13 protein-coding genes and 1 pseudogene are annotated in these 17,019 nt (G+C 37.3%); 4 read left to right on the forward strand and 10 right to left on the reverse strand.

Translation table 11 applies throughout. From position 1 onward, the window contains the following. Window positions 1-74: 74 nt before the first annotated feature. From RMA95_RS02000 to cxpE, 4 genes are all read right to left on the reverse strand, one after another. Window positions 75-2,513 (reverse strand): CSLREA domain-containing protein, encoded by a 2,439-nt coding sequence (locus RMA95_RS02000; RefSeq protein WP_311069441.1) that lies wholly within the window; start codon window positions 2,511-2,513, stop codon window positions 75-77. Between the two features lie 15 nt (window positions 2,514-2,528). Next, on the reverse strand, window positions 2,529-4,379 hold the full coding sequence (gene rbtA / locus RMA95_RS02005) for a rhombotarget A (RefSeq protein WP_311069442.1): 1,851 nt from the start codon (window positions 4,377-4,379) through the stop codon (window positions 2,529-2,531). A gap of 327 nt (window positions 4,380-4,706) precedes the next feature. Beyond that, on the reverse strand, window positions 4,707-5,405 hold the full coding sequence (hda, locus tag RMA95_RS02010; RefSeq protein ID WP_001249536.1) for a DnaA regulatory inactivator Hda: 699 nt from the start codon (window positions 5,403-5,405) through the stop codon (window positions 4,707-4,709). 20 nt (window positions 5,406-5,425) lie between these two features. Next, the gene (cxpE, locus tag RMA95_RS02015; RefSeq protein WP_263614386.1) at window positions 5,426-6,619 is read right to left on the reverse strand and encodes a chloramphenicol efflux transporter CxpE; all 1,194 of its coding nucleotides are present in this window, start codon (window positions 6,617-6,619) and stop codon (window positions 5,426-5,428) included. A 135-nt stretch (window positions 6,620-6,754) separates the two neighbouring features. Between cxpE and purM the strand changes: the two genes are divergently transcribed. Beyond that, window positions 6,755-7,825: a phosphoribosylformylglycinamidine cyclo-ligase gene (purM, locus tag RMA95_RS02020; protein WP_000071984.1), complete on the forward strand. Its 1,071-nt coding sequence runs from the start codon at window positions 6,755-6,757 to the stop codon at window positions 7,823-7,825. Then, a complete protein-coding gene (gene purN, locus RMA95_RS02025) occupies window positions 7,822-8,451 on the forward strand; it encodes a phosphoribosylglycinamide formyltransferase (RefSeq protein ID WP_311069443.1) in 630 nt (209 codons plus the stop codon). Before purM ends, purN begins: the two co-directional genes overlap by 4 nt. A gap of 64 nt (window positions 8,452-8,515) precedes the next feature. On the opposite strand, the gene RMA95_RS02030 is transcribed toward purN, so the two are convergent. Both RMA95_RS02030 and sppA read right to left on the reverse strand, forming a co-directional pair. Next, entirely contained in the window at window positions 8,516-9,325 is an 810-nt protein-coding gene (locus RMA95_RS02030) for an alpha/beta hydrolase (protein WP_311069444.1), read from the reverse strand. A gap of 19 nt (window positions 9,326-9,344) precedes the next feature. Further along, a complete protein-coding gene (sppA, locus tag RMA95_RS02035) occupies window positions 9,345-10,361 on the reverse strand; it encodes a signal peptide peptidase SppA (protein ID WP_233929962.1) in 1,017 nt (338 codons plus the stop codon). A gap of 136 nt (window positions 10,362-10,497) precedes the next feature. Between sppA and RMA95_RS02040 the strand changes: the two genes are divergently transcribed. Beyond that, on the forward strand, window positions 10,498-11,481 hold the full coding sequence (locus tag RMA95_RS02040; protein WP_311069445.1) for a lysophospholipid acyltransferase family protein: 984 nt from the start codon (window positions 10,498-10,500) through the stop codon (window positions 11,479-11,481). On the opposite strand, the gene RMA95_RS02045 is transcribed toward RMA95_RS02040, so the two are convergent. The 3 genes from RMA95_RS02045 to RMA95_RS02055 form a co-directional block, all read right to left on the reverse strand. Further along, complete coding sequence (locus tag RMA95_RS02045) at window positions 11,434-13,866, reverse strand: DNA internalization-related competence protein ComEC/Rec2 (RefSeq protein ID WP_311069446.1); 2,433 nt, start codon at window positions 13,864-13,866, stop codon at window positions 11,434-11,436. The two genes, RMA95_RS02040 and RMA95_RS02045, sit on opposite strands and share 48 nt — an antisense overlap. 83 nt (window positions 13,867-13,949) lie before the next feature. Beyond that, window positions 13,950-14,636 (reverse strand): lipoprotein-releasing ABC transporter ATP-binding protein LolD, encoded by a 687-nt coding sequence (gene lolD / locus RMA95_RS02050; protein ID WP_311069447.1) that lies wholly within the window; start codon window positions 14,634-14,636, stop codon window positions 13,950-13,952. After that, window positions 14,629-15,864, reverse strand: a complete 1,236-nt coding sequence (locus tag RMA95_RS02055) for a lipoprotein-releasing ABC transporter permease subunit (RefSeq protein ID WP_311069448.1) — start codon at window positions 15,862-15,864, stop codon at window positions 14,629-14,631. The genes lolD and RMA95_RS02055 overlap by 8 nt, the downstream gene beginning before the upstream one ends. 136 nt (window positions 15,865-16,000) lie before the next feature. Here RMA95_RS02055 and RMA95_RS02060 point away from each other — a divergent pair. Beyond that, window positions 16,001-16,081 (forward strand): annotated as a pseudogene (locus tag RMA95_RS02060) (PilZ domain-containing protein); the annotation flags it as partial. Window positions 16,082-16,110: 29 nt separating this feature from the next. Here the strand turns inward: RMA95_RS02060 and RMA95_RS02065 are convergent. Then, complete coding sequence (locus RMA95_RS02065) at window positions 16,111-17,019, reverse strand: EamA family transporter (protein WP_311069449.1); 909 nt, start codon at window positions 17,017-17,019, stop codon at window positions 16,111-16,113.

Consider the following 17,019-nt stretch of genomic DNA (forward strand, 5'->3'; position numbering starts at 1 on the left):
TTTTTAACAATGTGCTATTTAAACATCTAATAACAAATAAAAAAGCCTCCGATGGAGGCTTTTTTATTTTGCTTTTACTTACGATAACGTCTATAAGCAATCAAACCTAGCAGTGATGTAAGAGAGAAGATTCCGATACTTCCTCCACCGCCACCACTTCTAGAATCATCGGTTGTAGTTGCTGTGCTTACTAAGTTAATTGTTCCCGCTTTGGCTGAAATGGTTCCATCTGCGTCATAAACATAGTAAGTCAATGTATCATTGAAAGTATTAAATACATTTTTTGCTTGAATATAGATGTTGCCACCATAACACGTATTTTTACTATCTTTGCCTGGACATGGACCTTCCCGATCAGCTTTGACTACCGTAAAAATTCCATCTTTTGATGTTTTACTCGGTAAGTAAATTGGTAGCTCAGCACCTTGATCATTTACCCAAAATGAAGGTTTATTAGGTTTAGTACTAAGTGTATTAACGGGTCCATCACCATCATCATTTGCATATTTAAGTAAATTTAGTGGAATAATTTCATTAGCTAAGTATTTAAAGCTTATCGTACCATCTCCTGAAACAGGGGCAATATTTGCAAATTTCGCTTTAATCAACCCGCTACTCAGTTCCTCCCCAGTTTTAGTAGTAATTGTATATTTACAAAATTCATATGTTGTATTTGAAGTAACATCATCATCAACACGATAAAAGAGAATTTGCTGTACTGTCGGATTCCACTCACACCGCTGATTTTTCTTAGTCTCAGTATCTGATGTTAAATCTTCTACTTTCTGTCCAACACCTAGTGGTTCTGCTTTAACACCATAATCAGTCGTATTAAAAAACTTTAATACATGATTCGCGTCTTCACTTGGCAGTGGAAAACCATAGTTTTTTAAATCTATATAGATAGCTCGATATTTTGTATTTACATGAGTAGTATCATTCTTAAATTTATCAAGTAAATCCTTAAATTCAGCTAAACGAACTTTATAATAAACAATAAAATTTGATGGTGTAGTTGGATCTTTTAGCAAACCATCATACAAATCGTAACTTTTCTGAAAAGTATCTAATAAAGTCGTAAATGAGATATTGCCTAAACCTTCTAAGTCACCTGCTGTAAGCTTCATTAATTCAATTGAACCAATATCACAACTATTTTTAATGTTGCCTAGCGTTTGATAATAATACGTATTACTTACTAATCTGGATAATCCACGTTGGTCTTGATTTTGACATGTACCCTTATTTTCCGTATCTACATCGATCAAATCTGTTGCTGAGAAATTATTTTTAGGGTAATAAATTGGTAAAAAACCATTATTCTCATTAGCTTCTTTTAAAGGCTCTAATAAAGTACTAAAGACTTCATTTTTTATATCAATATTTGTATTGCCTGTAGGAATTAATTCTGTAGGTACATCACATTTTGGACTATTACCTGTTAAGTTTAATGCATTAAATTTCAAATTTAATCCAGTATCTTTTTCTGCTGCCGCCGCTCCTAATAAGTATCGACATGCGTAAGTACCAGTATTAAATGCTAATATATTAAAATTTAAATCTTTTTTTCCTAATTTATCATATAGGAAAGTTGTATTTGCAGAGTTCTCAACTATTGTATTGTTTTGCAATGCTAAACTACTAGATGAGCTTAAATTACTAGTTTGATTCTGTGATGGATCAGCATCTCCAGTAAATTTAAGAATACTACCATTAGTAAGGCTGGCTATATTTTTCGCAATTGTATTATTCGTAAAAGTCGCTGTAGGGCTACCACAAAAGTCAAAAGTACTTATAGAATCTGTTGCCCCATTATCTATAAAGCTATTTGAGTCAAGCAATAAAGTACGTGCGCTGTATGTATTATTAAACATACAACTCATTGCAAGAATACTACCTTCAATAGAAGACTTACCATTGCCTTGGATCAAAGAATGATTCATCGTTAAACTAGAATTACTTCCTCCAAGATAAATTGCTCCACCTTTAGGAGCTTGCGAATTTAGAATCTGGCTATTTTTTAGAGTTATATCCGCACCAGCATAAATTGCACCACCTTGTTCAGTACTTTTGCCATTTTCTAAAATGATATTAGTCAACGCTAAAGGTTGTTGGGAAACAGCTGTATTAAAGATACGTGATTTTCCACCAGCATTTATATGGGTTTGAAGCGGTTTTTGAGCTGGATAGTCATTAGTTAAGACCCCTTTTCGCTCCCAATCTGTTGCCTCTTTACCAATGATATTTAAAGCAACTTTAGGAGTTAACTCTTTATTTAAAGTATAAGTACCAGCTTCGAGTTGAATTGTATAATTCTTATCAATTGCGGGAACTTCACATCCTCCATAAGATTTTCGCATTTCTGCTGCTGTAATAGCTTCACGTAAAGAACATGCATTCATGTTCTCATTATCTTCATCATCAAATGTTGTAACTTTTATTGTGGTTTGAGCCATTAAAGGCATTGCTGCGATAACAGCAATCACACCTAGTGCTTTTTTATAATTCTTCATAGTCCTCATCCCTGATTATGACTTGAAACGGCGTAATGCAATTAATCCAAATAACCCTAAAATTAATCCACTACCAACACTTCCCCCTCCACCTGTGCTCACAGACTTATCTTCGATGCCAGATACAGGTTCTTGGACTACAGTGGCAGGAATAGTAATATATTGGAAATCTGAACCATCATTAAATCTTGATACACTCGTAACAACTTGAATTTTAAAAATGTCTGCACCATGCCAATTTCCATTTGGTGTGTAAACAACATTTCCATTCTGATCTAAAGTAACAGTACCTTTAGAAATTGGTGTATCAGTACTTTGTATAACTTTAAGACATCCAGGTTGCCATTCTTTACCATCAGGACGGTCACCAAATAAACGTTTACATGTAGCAGGAGTGACCAAATCTGCTTCACTCAAAGAGCCTAAAATACTAAATTTTGCAACTTGACCATATTTAATATCTTGGCCAACTGGAGCAATTTGGTTATCTAAAATATATTCAATTGCACCTAAATCACAAAGTTCATCGTAACCACTACGATTTTTACCACGTTGATCATATCTTTCACAGCTTGCTAAACCAATTGAAGAACCATCACTATAAAGACGTCCTTTATTTATGATTAATGAATCAGATAAACTTTGATAACTTTCAAGTAAACGTGGTCTAAAGAAACCGAGAAAACTATCTTTTGGCGTATTGTAAGGGCATAATAATCCAGTCGGAGAGGTTACATCACATACACCTTCATCACTATCACCCGCAATCAGCTTCTCACTCGCGGGATAAAGAATATTAGGGAGCTTTGCAGTAGCATTACGATTACATTCTGCTGTAACTAAATTACTTTGTATGACGGCCTTGTCAGTCGTACTTACCTGACAATTAACAGTATTTCCTACTAATATACTATTTGAAACCGAGGCATTACTTTGTGGAGCATCTAGAAATAGCCCTTTATCATTTTTAATCATTGTAATGTTATTAACAAACATTCCGTCTCGGATGTTCGCAATAAAACCACCTTTATTATGAAAAATTGTACTATTACTTATACCAATTGCTCTGGAAGTTAAATATCCTCCCGTACTTTCATCGGCAAATTTAGTTTGTGTATAAAGTAAAGCATTATCTGCCGTTGTAACTTCATTATCACGTATTACAGATTGAGTAATAAAATAGAGCGGCATTTCACTATATAGAACGCCACCTTGAGCTGCTTTATTATTCTGAATTAAATTATTGATAAGCGTAACTGCACCAGCAGTATTTGTCGTATTAGATAAATTACCTGCGTTATAAATTGCACCACCTCGTGTTGCATAACCATTTATCAAACGTGAATTTCGAATAATTAATTGTTCATGGTTATAAATCAACCCGCCTTCTAATGCTGTCGTGTTAGGACCTGCACCTTGTAAATTAAGATCGCTTAAAGAAACAGAAAAAGATGCTTTTTCAACATTCTCATCATCAATCTTAAATAGCTGATCTGTACCCACCATTTTTATTGTCGCGTTATGCGAACCTGGTTGATCGTCTACTAAAGTAGAATCATTTTTTGCTGTACTAATGGTAAGAGGAGCTGTAATCGTTATTCGGGTATTTAATGCATATTCTTTATCACGCTGTAAAATAATATTTGATGAAGCATCTTTATTTCCACAGCCATGGTAACCATTTGCATATTTTTCTACATCAGCTGCATTAGATGAACCACGATAATTTAGAAACTGTACAGCTTCTCGTAGCGTACATACCGTATCATCTTTATCTTCATCAACTAAGCTTGTGACTTGAATATCAGCAGAATAAGCGTGCCCAGCAGCAGCCAATAATGCAAAAGCAATGCTCCGTTTGAGCATACCCTTCTCCTTACCTATTTTTTTCATTTTTCTTTGTCAATATTGCAAAGTTTCCACTTTTGCAAACGCATCCTTTGTGCGTACTTTGTCACAGGAATCAGAATTTCTCAAGATGTTTTGATCGGTCTATAGCGTCATTTTAGATAAGTAGCTTTATAAATATTTGGACAATTAAACATCTATTGATATATGGAAATTTCACTTATGAAAAAATTTAACATTTCACTCTAAGGCTTAAAGAATAAGTATTTAATAGTTCTTATTTTATTTTTATATTAGAAAACCGAACTTAGCCTAACCAACAAAAAGACAGAATATAAGAAGTGTTTATTGTTGGTATTCATCAATCAAAGCATAGATCTGTCTTAAAGTTGCATTTGAAAGCTTAGTCTTCTCACCTTTAAGAAGTTTCTCTAGTTGAGCTACGGTCTGCAATAATACAGAAGCCTGATGAGGTCCATGTAAAAGTAAATAATCTACAATCTGCTGATCGAAATGGATACCACGTCTCGCCATAACAGAAGTGACTAAAGCATAGCGGTCCGCATATAAACTTCCACTTGGCACTTTTACGCTGACTGCTTGAGTAAGACGTGATTGTAAGTCTGGCAGCTCCAGTTTTAATTCAATCGGTGCAACACGTGAAGAAAATACAAGTTGCCCTTCATGGTTATTCATTAAATGAAAAACCGCTTTTTGCCAGTGCGGCACACCACTAATAGATTCAATGTCATCTAAAGCAACTAAATCATAGTGCTCTAAACAGGTAATTGCCTCTATGGGAGCATCAAGAAGTTCTAGCAAAGAAACTTTAATCGCAGACTTACCCACTTCCAAATAAGAATCACAAATCGCCGAAAGCAAATGACTCTTACCTGTTCCTGCACCTCCATAGATATAAAATCTATTTACTAGACCCGCATGTAGTTGACGCACTGCATCGACTACATGCCCCCAACCTGGTCCCGAAAAATCACTGATTCGGGCATCAAGTTGAGGTTCTATATCCAGTTGGAGTTGACGCATATAATGAATTGGCCTTGAAATTATTTCTGATCTGAAAGATTCGGTGTATCTGTATCTTGCTGTGTTTTAACTTCAAGATCAAGTTTAGTATTTCCAGTTTCTACATGAATTTGCTGAATATTACCCTCTTGTACAAATAATTCCGAATACGCGCCATAAAGACTACTTTTTTCATAGTTATCTCTTAGATGTTTTAAGAGTACAACAATGACGGCAGCCACAGGTAATGCAATGAGCATTCCTAAGAAACCTGCAAGTTGGGCACCTGCCAATACAGCAAATACAACCGCAACAGGCGAAAGACCAATTTTATCACCGAGTAGAAAGGGTTGTAGAATATAGCCTTCTACTGCTTGACCAATCATAAAAACCACACCAACGAGTAGTAAGTGGGTCCAGTCCAGTCCAAACTGGAACAAACTTGCAATAACGGCTGCAATAATACCGACAGCAAATCCCAAATAAGGAATAATACTGGCAAGGCCAGCCACCATCCCAATAATAAGTCCGACCTCTAGCCCAATTAACTGTAAACCTACGGCATAGACTACGCCGAGTAAAAGCATAACGAGGAACTGACCTTTAACAAATGCTCCTAAAACGCTATGGCACTCACGAACGATTTGTAAAGTAGTCTCTTCATATGGTCGTGGAATGAGACGACGTAAGTTCAGTAACATACGGTCCCAATCAAGCAAGAAATAGAAAGCAATAATTGGAATTAAAACAATTGTTCCACCAATCTGAATAAAATTCAGACCTGATTGTGCAAGCTTTAATAAAACAGCTTGAATACTATCGGCACTGTAATTGGTCTGAACATAATCCATGACCGCTTTGGACATTTGATCGGTATCAATTTCCATTTGCTGAACATGGAATGTTGAAGAAATCCATGGTAACAGCTCTGCATTAATCCAATGAATTCCGGCCGGTATACTATCTCGTGCATAAACAAGTTGTTTCCAGATGAGTGGAACCAAATACCATAATGCGACAGTCAAAGTTACACCAATACCGATAAAAACAATGCTAATTGCCAACCAACGAGGTAGCTTAATTTTGACTAGAACATCGACCAGTGGACTAAATAAATAAGCCAGGAAAAAAGCACCAAGAAATGGAATGACCACAGGCTTGAGCAAGTATAATACCCATACCAGCAATACAATACCTGCGAGTAAGAAAATACGGCGCAGTATACGATCTTGCATAAAATATAGCCTTTTTTGATTTAATCGTTATAAATGGAAAAATATTTTTATTAAAGATAGCATTTTCGAGCATAAATAACATAAGAGTTTCGTATATTCAGGTTATAATCTGCCGCCAATGCGGAGACTTCATTTATGAGCAACTCAACTTCTACCCCAAATACCGGTTTAAGCTACAAAGATGCGGGTGTTGACATTGAAGCGGGCGACGCACTGGTCGATCGTATCAAGTCAGTCGCTAAACGTACAACTCGTCCAGAAGTAATGGGCGGACTTGGTGGCTTTGGTGCACTATGCAAAATCCCTAAAGGTTACGAAGAACCTGTTTTGGTTTCAGGAACTGACGGCGTAGGTACTAAATTACGTTTAGCTCTTAACCTTAATCGTCATGACACAATCGGCCAAGACCTTGTCGCGATGTGTGTTAACGATCTTTTGGTTTGTGGTGCAGAACCATTATTCTTCCTCGATTACTATGCTACTGGTCACTTAAATGTAGACGTAGCTGCCAATGTAGTTACTGGTATCGGTAAAGGTTGTGAACTTGCAGGTTGTGCACTTGTAGGTGGTGAAACAGCTGAAATGCCTGGCATGTATGAAGGCGAAGATTACGATCTTGCTGGTTTTGCCGTAGGTGTTGTTGAGCAAAGTAAAATTATTGATGGCTCTAAAGTAAAATCTGGTGATGTACTTATTGGTGTTGCATCAAGCGGTGCTCATTCAAATGGTTATTCATTACTTCGTAAAATTTTAGACGTTAAGAATGTAGACCTAACTCAAGTGATTGATGGCCGCCCTCTTGCAGATGTTGCAATGGAACCAACACGTATTTATGTAAAACCAGTTCTTGAGCTTTGCAAACAAGTTGATGTACATGCTATGGCACACATCACTGGTGGCGGTTTACCGGGTAACTTACCACGTGTATTACCAAATGGTGCTCAAGCTGTAATTAATGAAGCTTCTTGGGAATGGCCAGAATTATTCAAACTTCTACAACGTGAAGGCAATGTAGAACGTTTTGAAATGTACCGCACCTTTAACTGTGGTGTAGGTATGGTGATTGCAGTTGACGCAAATGATGCAGAAAAAGCAATTGAAGTGCTTAATGCTCAAGGTGAAAAAGCTTGGAAAATCGGACATATCCAAGAAAATGCTGAATCAGTGGAAGGTGCAGACGAAAAAATTCGTGTGATCTTTGAATGATGAAAATTGCTGTTCTAGTCTCTGGGAACGGCAGTAACTTACAGGCCTTGATAGATGCACGTCTATCAGGGCAAATTGTAGGTGTATTGTCCAATAAAGCCGATGCTTATGCCCTAGAGCGTGCTCAAAATGCCAATATCGCAACAGCGGTAATCTCGCATAAAGACTTTCCTAGTCGTGCCGATTTTGATGAAGCGATGCATCAGCAACTTATGAGGTGGCAAGCTGACATCGTTATCTTAGCTGGCTTCATGCGTATTTTAACTGCAAACTTTGTCGATAAATGGCAAGGTAAAATGCTCAACATCCACCCTTCGTTATTACCTGCTTATAAAGGTGTTAATACACATCAGCGTGTATTAAATACAGGTGATCGATTGCATGGTTGTACAGTTCACTTTGTAACTTCTGAACTTGATGCTGGTCAAGCAATTGCTCAATCTGCGATTGAAGTCAAAGAACATGACAATGTTGCCTCTTTGGCAGAACGTGTACATAAACTTGAGCATTTCATTTATCCTCAAGTTGCAGAGTGGTTATGTAATGGCCAACTGACATGGAAAGATGGACAAGCCTATTTCCGTAATCAAATTCTTGAACACCCTATACGTTTTGCATCTTGGTAAAAGCTTTGCTCAACTTAAATTAAAAAAGGACATGCATGCATGTCCTTTTTTAATGAAAGTCTTATTAGTGTGAATTGCTATGAATAAGCTTCTTAATATAATTCACTGTCTCAATCGGATGCTCTAGAGGGAACATATGCCCTCCTTCAACGACACTAAATGGAATTCCCATTTTACGCTTTGCCATTTGAGGGAAACCTCTTTTTAAGAAGGCACTTTCTTTTCCTACAACTAAATGTACAGGCATTTTTGGTTTTGGCATAGGTAGCCACCACCAAGAAGGATTTTTACGGAAAATCGCAACTTCATCTTCACGAGAAATAGTGAGAGTTACGCCGCCACGTACCGAATCTTCTTTCAAAGCATAATCAATATAAGCTTGAAAGCAGTCTTCATCAAAGTCTTTATAAAAACCTTTTGGACGTAACAAAGAAGCCGCTTGCTCACGTGACTCCCAATGTTCACGACGACGTGCAGATAAACCTGCAGGTGTCATGTCATCAACTATCTTGGGTTTAAACAGTTTTGCCATATGAAAAGCAAAAGAGTATCTACCCAAAATAAGAGGTGGATCTAACATTATCACTTGTGAAAAAAGCTCAGGGCGTTTAAAAGATGCCATTAAGGTTAAAACTGATCCCAGCGAATGCCCAAGTCCAATCACCTTTCTCCCTTTAGCTTGACGTACAATACTATCAATCACCTGATCAACTAAAAAAGGCCAATGATCGGTAATTGGATAACGTTTGTCAGGACCAATGAGTGGAACATAAATGATGTCATACTCATCTTTTAATTGATCAAACAATTTTTGATACACCATAGATGGCACACCGTTGGCGTGCGCAAAGTGTATAACCGGTTTTACTGACATACCGTTATCCTGATTTAAATTATTGTAGCTTGGCGTTCTGACTCGTCTCTAAACGTTGAGCAACCGACTCACTTAAGCCTTTACCCATTTCTGCACCCATTCGACCAAGAATAGATTGTAATGGGTTACGTTCAATCGTGTAGTCAACTTTATTATCAAGCTTCAGTTCACGCATCAAGCTCGTAATGTTACCTGAGCGGTCAGCAACACCTAACTGGATTGCTTGTTCACCAGTCCAGAAAAGACCAGAGAAAATAGCAGGGTCATTCGATTTTAAGCGTTTCCCGCGTCCTTCTTTAACTGCATTAATAAAATGAGTATGGACATTATCGAGTACAGACTGAATATGTTCTCTTTGTACAGGATTAATCGGTTTTGTCATACTTAAAATGTCTTTATTGGTGCCCGCTGTCAAAGTACGGTCTTCAATTCCGAGTTTTTGAGCTAAACCAGTAATGCCATAGTTCGGCATAATGACACCAATTGAACCGACCAAACTTGATGGATTCACAATAATTTCATCAGCAGCAGAAGCAATATAATAAGCACCAGAAGCACCCATATCACCAATTACTGCATAGACTTTCTTGTCAGGATGTTCTTTTTTCAAATAGCGAATTTCTTGCCAAATTTCATCCGACTGAACAGGAGAACCGCCAGGAGAATTAATATTAAGTGCAATTGCTTTACTATTTGAAGCTTCAAAAGCACGTTTAAGCGCTTTATTCGTATCTTCACTATTTACTGCTTGATTACTTGAAGCATCAATGGTTCCAACAATATCAACTACAGCCAGATGAGCACTGCTACTACTTGCTGCTGAGCCTTCTTTGCTGGTTGAGCAACCCTTGCCCATTAACACAACAATAAATAATAGATAAATAAAAGTAAGTGTTTTAAAGAATATACCCCAGCGACGACTACGGCGTTGTTCTTCTACAGAAGCCATTACAGCTTTCTCAAGGATTTGCCATTCTGGTCCGTTCTGTTTAGGGGTTATAGGTTCATTTTGTGGTTTTGGTGGCCAATCGGACATAAAATTCCAATCCAAATCAATCGAAATGATGTCATTATATACGTTGATTTGATAAAAACTGTCTAAATAATATGATTTCATTTATAATATTTTTGTCTTTTTTATTTGTTGTTCCCTCCTTACCTTACTGCTATAGATGACTAGACCAGATTCAAAAAGCATGAACTATCAATTACTCAAAACATTTAGCCGACTACCTATTCAATTTGGGCGCTCTATTGCTCGTCTATTGGCTGGTCTTGTAAATACTTTAAAAATTACTAAAACCTCAAAAAGTATAGAACTTAACTTAAGGATTGCTCTACCCCACTTAACACCACAACAACGTATAGCAATTACAGAAAAGGCTATACGTAATGAATTAACCTCATATTTTGAATTTTTAAGTATTTGGGGTTCATCGAACCAAGAAAATATTTCTCGTATTCATCGTATAGAAGGCGAACAATACTTTCATGATGCTTTAGCAGCGAAGAAAGGTGTTGTACTCATTGTTCCTCATTTTGGTACATGGGAAGTAATGAATGCATGGTGTGCCCAGTTCACATCAATGACTATTTTATATAAACCAGTCAAAAATGATGATGCTGACCGTTTCGTACGAGAAGCTCGCAGCCGTGAACAGGCGAATCTCGTCCCGACCGATGAAACTGGCGTAAGACAAATTTTTAAAGCACTTAAACAAGGTGAAACTACAGTAATTTTGCCGGATCATACTCCGAATGTAGGTGGAGATATGGTGAATTATTTTGGTGTTCCACTTGCTTCAAGTAATTTAAGTGCCAAGCTCATCCAAAAAACTAAAGCGAAAGCTTTATTTCTGTATGCGATCCGTAATGAAAATGACGGGTTTACCATGCATATTGAACCTATGGATGAGAAAATCTATGAAGGCTCTGCTGACGATGGCACTTATGTCATCCATCAAGCAATTGAGCAGCTCATTCATAAATATCCAGAACACTACCACTGGAGCTATAAACGCTTTAAAGCAAACCCAGCTTTAGATAATGTTTATAATGTTGACCCTTCAGAAGCGATTAAAACTGTGAATAGACTCAAAGCTGAAGCTTTAGAGAACTCTACGCAACCAGATCCGCTCAAAACGTCGGTCGTGTAAAACCATTTTGTGATTTTCCAGAACAAAACTTAACTCCCCTTGCTCTACTGTACTTTTAAGTGGGATATGAAGGGTTTTTAAACGATTGATAACCTCTTGGCTAGGATGGCCATAACTGTTATCAAACCCTGCTGATGCAATTGCCAGTTTTGGTTGTAGGGTTGCAAGAAAATCATAAGCCGAACTGTGTTTGCTTCCATGATGCCCTAATACCAAAACATCTACTTTTAAGCTTGGATAGTCTTTTAACAGCTCGTATTCTGCTTCCCAGCCCGCATCTCCCATAATCAGAAAATTTTGGTAATCACTGACTCCTTTGAAATGAAGATATATCACACAGGAATATTGATTCTGTTGAGAAGGTACAAAAACTAAATCTTTTTGTTTAGGCCATAAAACTTGAATATCTAACTCAGGATATTGCCATTGTTGACCTTGATGGCAATATTGAAATGACTGCTTGAGAGTATTTGAAGATTGCTCATTTGAGAGAACCTGCTTTACAGGAATCTCCTGCTGAATGGCAGGAAAAGCCCCACTATGATCTTGGTCAAGATGAGACAACACAACACGATCTAACTGTTTTACACCTTGTTGGCGTAAAAATGGGACTACAACATTTTTGCCAATACTAAAGATCTTTTCATCGTAAGAGCCACCTGTATCAATTAGCCAGTTTTGTTCAGGATGTTCTAAGAAAATAGCCTGCCCCTGTCCAACATCTAAAATATGAAGCTGAATTTGCTGGTTCGTTTTATTCACTACAATTAGGGGTAAACAACAGAGTAATCCCCATATTTTTGGGAAAACGCCTTTAGGCAAAAATAAAATAAGGATACCTAAACTAACTGTAAATAGAGCTAGTAGCGTCAAGCTTATACCCTGTAATGGTAAAGAGATTTTTTCTAATAAGCCCAAACAACTCAGTAAGATACTGAGTAAAATATCATTGAAATGAAAAAGCATATTTCCAAATGGTTTTACTACAAACCATGCACAAGCAGCCAAAATATTTAATGGGACAATAACACTACCAACAATAGGCACAGCAATAATATTGGTTAATGGAGCAACCCAAGAAATTTGTTGAAAGAAAAGTAAGGTTAAAGGACTCAATGCAATAAATATTTTGCCTTGAGACTCAATTAACACCTTACTCATAAAAATCAGTTTTGAGCTTAAGCTTAAAAAATGTTGCTCAGGTAACTGCACTATAGTTTGGTAAATTCTTAATAAAATAAAGCATGCCCCATACGACAGCCAAAAACCTGCAGAAAGGACACTAAACGGGTCCATTAGTAACAGTAGACTTGCGCTATATACCAGTAATGCAAATGGTTTAAGGGGTTGTTTTAATACTAGGAAAGAAATAAATATAAAGACTGACAACAATGTCCGTAGTGCAGGAATTTCAAACCCCACAAAAGCTGTATAAATTAAAACACCGAGGCAGCATGGCATAGCCATCAAAACCTGTTTCGGTTTCCATAAATAAATTTGAGGATAATAACGGCAGATGAGTTGATGACACACCCAAGACAATATGATGGCAAAAATAAGTACATGTGGACCCGAAATCGCCAATAAGTGAGCAATTCCTAATTGTTTAAATTGTAGTTGAGTTTCATCTGATAAAAGACTTTCATCACCAGTCAGCAAAGCTAAAAGTAGGCCCTTTTGCTGTAATGAAGAATTGTGTAATAGATGCCTAAAAGTTAAGCGAAGCTTTTCTATATTTAAATGAAATCTATTAAAAAAGGACTGCTGTCCTCTTAAATGCTGTTGATATCCCAATCGATATATTTCATCAAGGCTTAAAGGCTCAATATGCTGAACAATAAAACCAGACATTATATTTCGCTGAACAAACCACTTTTCCTGATCAAAAGCTCCTGCTGTGGCATAACTATGCGCAGGTTTTGTTTTTCCAAATAGTCGATAGTAATGACCTAATTCAAGTTCTGGATTACCCTTCAACACACCCTGATTATTATTTTTTAAATACAACAGCCAATTTACTGGTTCTTTAGTCAGATTTAATACTTGTGCATTTTGTTGAACTTTATTGTCTTTTTCTTCACTGAGTTGCTTTATATAAACAATAATATCGAGATTCTTTGAATCCGTTTCTCTTTGTTCTAAACGCTTAATCAGTGCTTTCTCGGCATATTGATATCCCACAGTAAATAGACTGACTGTACATAACAGGCAATACATTGTCTTTAAAAGTGGTCGACCAACAAATACTGGTCGTTTAAAAAGATAAAAAATAAAGCCAAGTAAAAGTAGAACCTTAGCTACTTCTCCATATTGCATGATTAAAGGTAAATTAATACCCATTAATGCAATACCGCCAACCCACCCCAATAGAATAATTTTAAACATTCAAAATCTTGTCATTATCATTTTAGGGGCAAAATTAAAGCCCAACTGAGTGGGCTTTAACAATGTGATTTAATGACAATTTTTTAAGAACCATTCACCCACAAACCATCTTCCATATGCAAGATAGAGTCTGCTGCTTGAGCTAATTGCTCATCATGGGTCACAATAAGCATTGCCATGTTTAGTTCTTTCTTAAGATCAGTCAGTAACTCGAAAATACCCACAGCTGTTTTACGGTCCAAATTACCTGTTGGTTCATCAGCTAGAACGACCGCAGGCTTAGTCACCAATGCTCGAGCAAGAGCAACACGTTGCCGTTCACCACCTGAAAGCTCACCTGGTTTATGGTCCATACGGTGAGATAGCCCAACGCGATCTAGCAAATATTCAGCTTGTGCCTTGACCGACTTATATTGGCTATCTGGTCGAAGCATTAAAGGCATCGCTACATTTTCAAGCGCACTGAACTCTGGCAATAAGTGGTGAAACTGATAAACGAAACCTAAATACTGGTTACGTTGAAAACCACGTTCCGCTTCACCTAAGTTATCAAAGCGCTGACCATTTAAAAATACTTGTCCTTGTGTAGGCTGATCTAAGCCGCCAAGTACATGTAATAAAGTACTTTTACCTGAACCACTCGCACCCACAATAGATACAAACTGTCCTGCTTCAACCTGTAAAGAAAGACCTTTAATGACTTCAACCTTAGATTTACCATCATCAAAATGCTTATAAATATCTTTTGCTTCTAGAACGACTTTACTCATAACGCAATGCCTCGGCAGGTTGAACTTTGGCTGCACGAAGCGCCGGATAAATAGTTGCCAAGAAACTTAAGAGTAAAGAAACAATTACGATAATTGTGACGTCTTGCCATCTTAAGTAAGAAGGTAAGTAATGTACAAAATAGGCGTCGAACAAATTAAGTCCAAGCACATTATTAAACCAAGAAATAATATCGCTAATTGTAAGTGCCAAAATTACACCTAAAACCGTACCCGCAACTGTACCAATTACACCAATCACGGTACCTTGCACCATAAAGATTTTAGTAATCATGGAGGGTGACGCACCTAAGGTACGCAAAATTGCAATGTCGGATTTTTTATCGGTTACAACCATGACCAAAGACGAGACAATGTTAAATGCAGCAACCACAATAATCAGTACGAGTAATAAACCAACTAATGTTTTTTCCATTTGAATAGCATTAAACAAATTACCATGGGTATAGGTCCAGTTCGTTGCGTAGAAATTGCTTGGTAAGTTTTTCACAATATCATCGGCAACTTGAGGAGCCGCAAAGATATCATCCATTTTCAAACGGACGCCTTGAGCACCATCAGGTAAACGCAATAAAGTCGATGCATCATATAAAGCAATGTACCCGACCATCGAGTCCACTTCAGCGCCGACACTAAAAATACCAACCAGTTTAAAGCGTTTAAAACGAGGGACAACACCTGCTGGAGATGGCGTTGCTTCTGGTAACACCAATGTCACACTGTCATTTAAACGTAAACCAAGTGAATCGGCCATGTCTTTACCAAGCACGATACCAAATTCACCCTTTTTAAGTGAGTCGAGGCTACCGGCAACAATATGATTTTGAATGATAGAGACATTCTTTTCATATTTAGGGTCAATACCCGTTACCATAATACCGGCCACTTGCCCTTGAGCAGTTAACATACCTTGCAATTGGGTAAAAGGCGCAACTCCAGTCACATGGGGATGATTTTCAACTCGTTTAACCAGCTCAGGCCAATCCGTAAGAATTTGCGTCGATGAAACTGTCGCTTGCGGTACCATTCCCAAAACACGATTTTTCAATTCGCGGTCAAAACCGTTCATTACAGAAAGTACCGTAATCAGTACAGCGACACCAAGTGTCAAACCGACCATCGAAACCAATGCAATAAAAGAAATAAAATGATTACTGCGTCGTGCGCGAGTATATCTCAACCCTATATACAGTGAGATTGGTTTAAACATACCTTCTAAATCCAAGGTGATTGATGGAAAATAGAGAAGTGTGATCTACACTTCTTATTAGCCATATCGTTAGATGCTGTATTAAGGTTTAAAAATCAGTAAGTTCTGACCTATCCTTAACAATCCTAATATTATATTGCTGCGCTATTTTCTACTACTTAAGATATGAGATCAATTTGATCATGCATTTAGCTACGAATTAGAACAATTTAATGAATAAGCTCAACAAATTACCCTCATCTTCTCCTATTTAGATTTAATATGTTGGGCAAAATTACGGTTTGCTTGAATGTCTTTATAGAAATACAGGAATAGACCAAACAAGATAATAAATGCCCCCACAAAAACCATCATTGAAAGATGCTCATGGTTTAAAACAGCGCCAATCACCATAGCTAACATAGGCGTAATCACAGTTGTAAGCGATAAGGTAGTTGCTTTGATATTTTGTACAAGTTTGAAATAACAGAACATGGCAACGAGTGAAGCCATCAGAACTGTATAAATTAAAGCAAATAAAGATTTAGCTTGCGGTAAGTGGCTCGGTGCATATTGCCAAATAAATGGGATAAGACAGCTCGCCAAAAGTGATGAAACCAAGATTGAACCAGTTGCTTGAGCCATGGGCTGAACTTGGGCATTCACTTTTTTTACCCAAAAAATAGAAAATGAATAAACAAAAACACTGATCAACATTAAAACAATGCCAAATGGATGCACGTGCTGACCTGATCCATTTAAGCAAATAATTGCGAGGCCACAAACAGCAATCGCCATACCGAACCACTGTAATTTATAAAGATGCTGACCAAATCCAAAACGTCCAATGAAACCCGCCATAATAGGCGCCAGACCAAACATCAAAGCGATCATGCCTGAACTTAAATACTGGGTCGCAGCATAGGTAAAAATTTGAGAGCCAATTAAGCTAAAGGACCCTGCAAAATAACTATGGAGAGCTTGTTTATGAATGGGAAAAGACGTTTTTAGAATAAGTAAAACTATAACCGAAAGAGGTAAAGCAATATAAAAACGTAAGAGTAAGGCCCACATGACATGTAAGTCAGACACGCTCCATACAATGGCTAAAGGTGTCGTTGCCCAAATAAATACAAGCAAGACATAAGTTGAAGCCAAGTTAGTCTGAGATGGCAT

Source organism: Acinetobacter sp. V110_1 (assembly GCF_031798975.1).
GTDB lineage: Bacteria > Pseudomonadota > Gammaproteobacteria > Pseudomonadales > Moraxellaceae > Acinetobacter > Acinetobacter nosocomialis_A.

Coding starts and splice junctions, on each gene's coding strand:
- RMA95_RS02000 (WP_311069441.1), bottom strand. CDS start 2,513: ATGAAGAATTATAAAAAAGCACTAGGTGTGATTGCTGTTATCGCAGCA.
- rbtA (WP_311069442.1), bottom strand. CDS start 4,379: ATGCTCAAACGGAGCATTGCTTTTGCATTATTGGCTGCTGCTGGGCAC.
- hda (WP_001249536.1), bottom strand. CDS start 5,405: ATGCGTCAACTCCAACTGGATATAGAACCTCAACTTGATGCCCGAATC.
- cxpE (WP_263614386.1), bottom strand. CDS start 6,619: ATGCAAGATCGTATACTGCGCCGTATTTTCTTACTCGCAGGTATTGTA.
- purM (WP_000071984.1), top strand. CDS start 6,755: ATGAGCAACTCAACTTCTACCCCAAATACCGGTTTAAGCTACAAAGAT.
- purN (WP_311069443.1), top strand. CDS start 7,822: ATGATGAAAATTGCTGTTCTAGTCTCTGGGAACGGCAGTAACTTACAG.
- RMA95_RS02030 (WP_311069444.1), bottom strand. CDS start 9,325: ATGTCAGTAAAACCGGTTATACACTTTGCGCACGCCAACGGTGTGCCA.
- sppA (WP_233929962.1), bottom strand. CDS start 10,361: ATGTCCGATTGGCCACCAAAACCACAAAATGAACCTATAACCCCTAAA.
- RMA95_RS02040 (WP_311069445.1), top strand. CDS start 10,498: ATGACTAGACCAGATTCAAAAAGCATGAACTATCAATTACTCAAAACA.
- RMA95_RS02045 (WP_311069446.1), bottom strand. CDS start 13,866: ATGTTTAAAATTATTCTATTGGGGTGGGTTGGCGGTATTGCATTAATG.
- lolD (WP_311069447.1), bottom strand. CDS start 14,636: ATGAGTAAAGTCGTTCTAGAAGCAAAAGATATTTATAAGCATTTTGAT.
- RMA95_RS02055 (WP_311069448.1), bottom strand. CDS start 15,864: ATGTTTAAACCAATCTCACTGTATATAGGGTTGAGATATACTCGCGCA.
- RMA95_RS02065 (WP_311069449.1), bottom strand. CDS start 17,019: ATGCCATCTCAGACTAACTTGGCTTCAACTTATGTCTTGCTTGTATTT.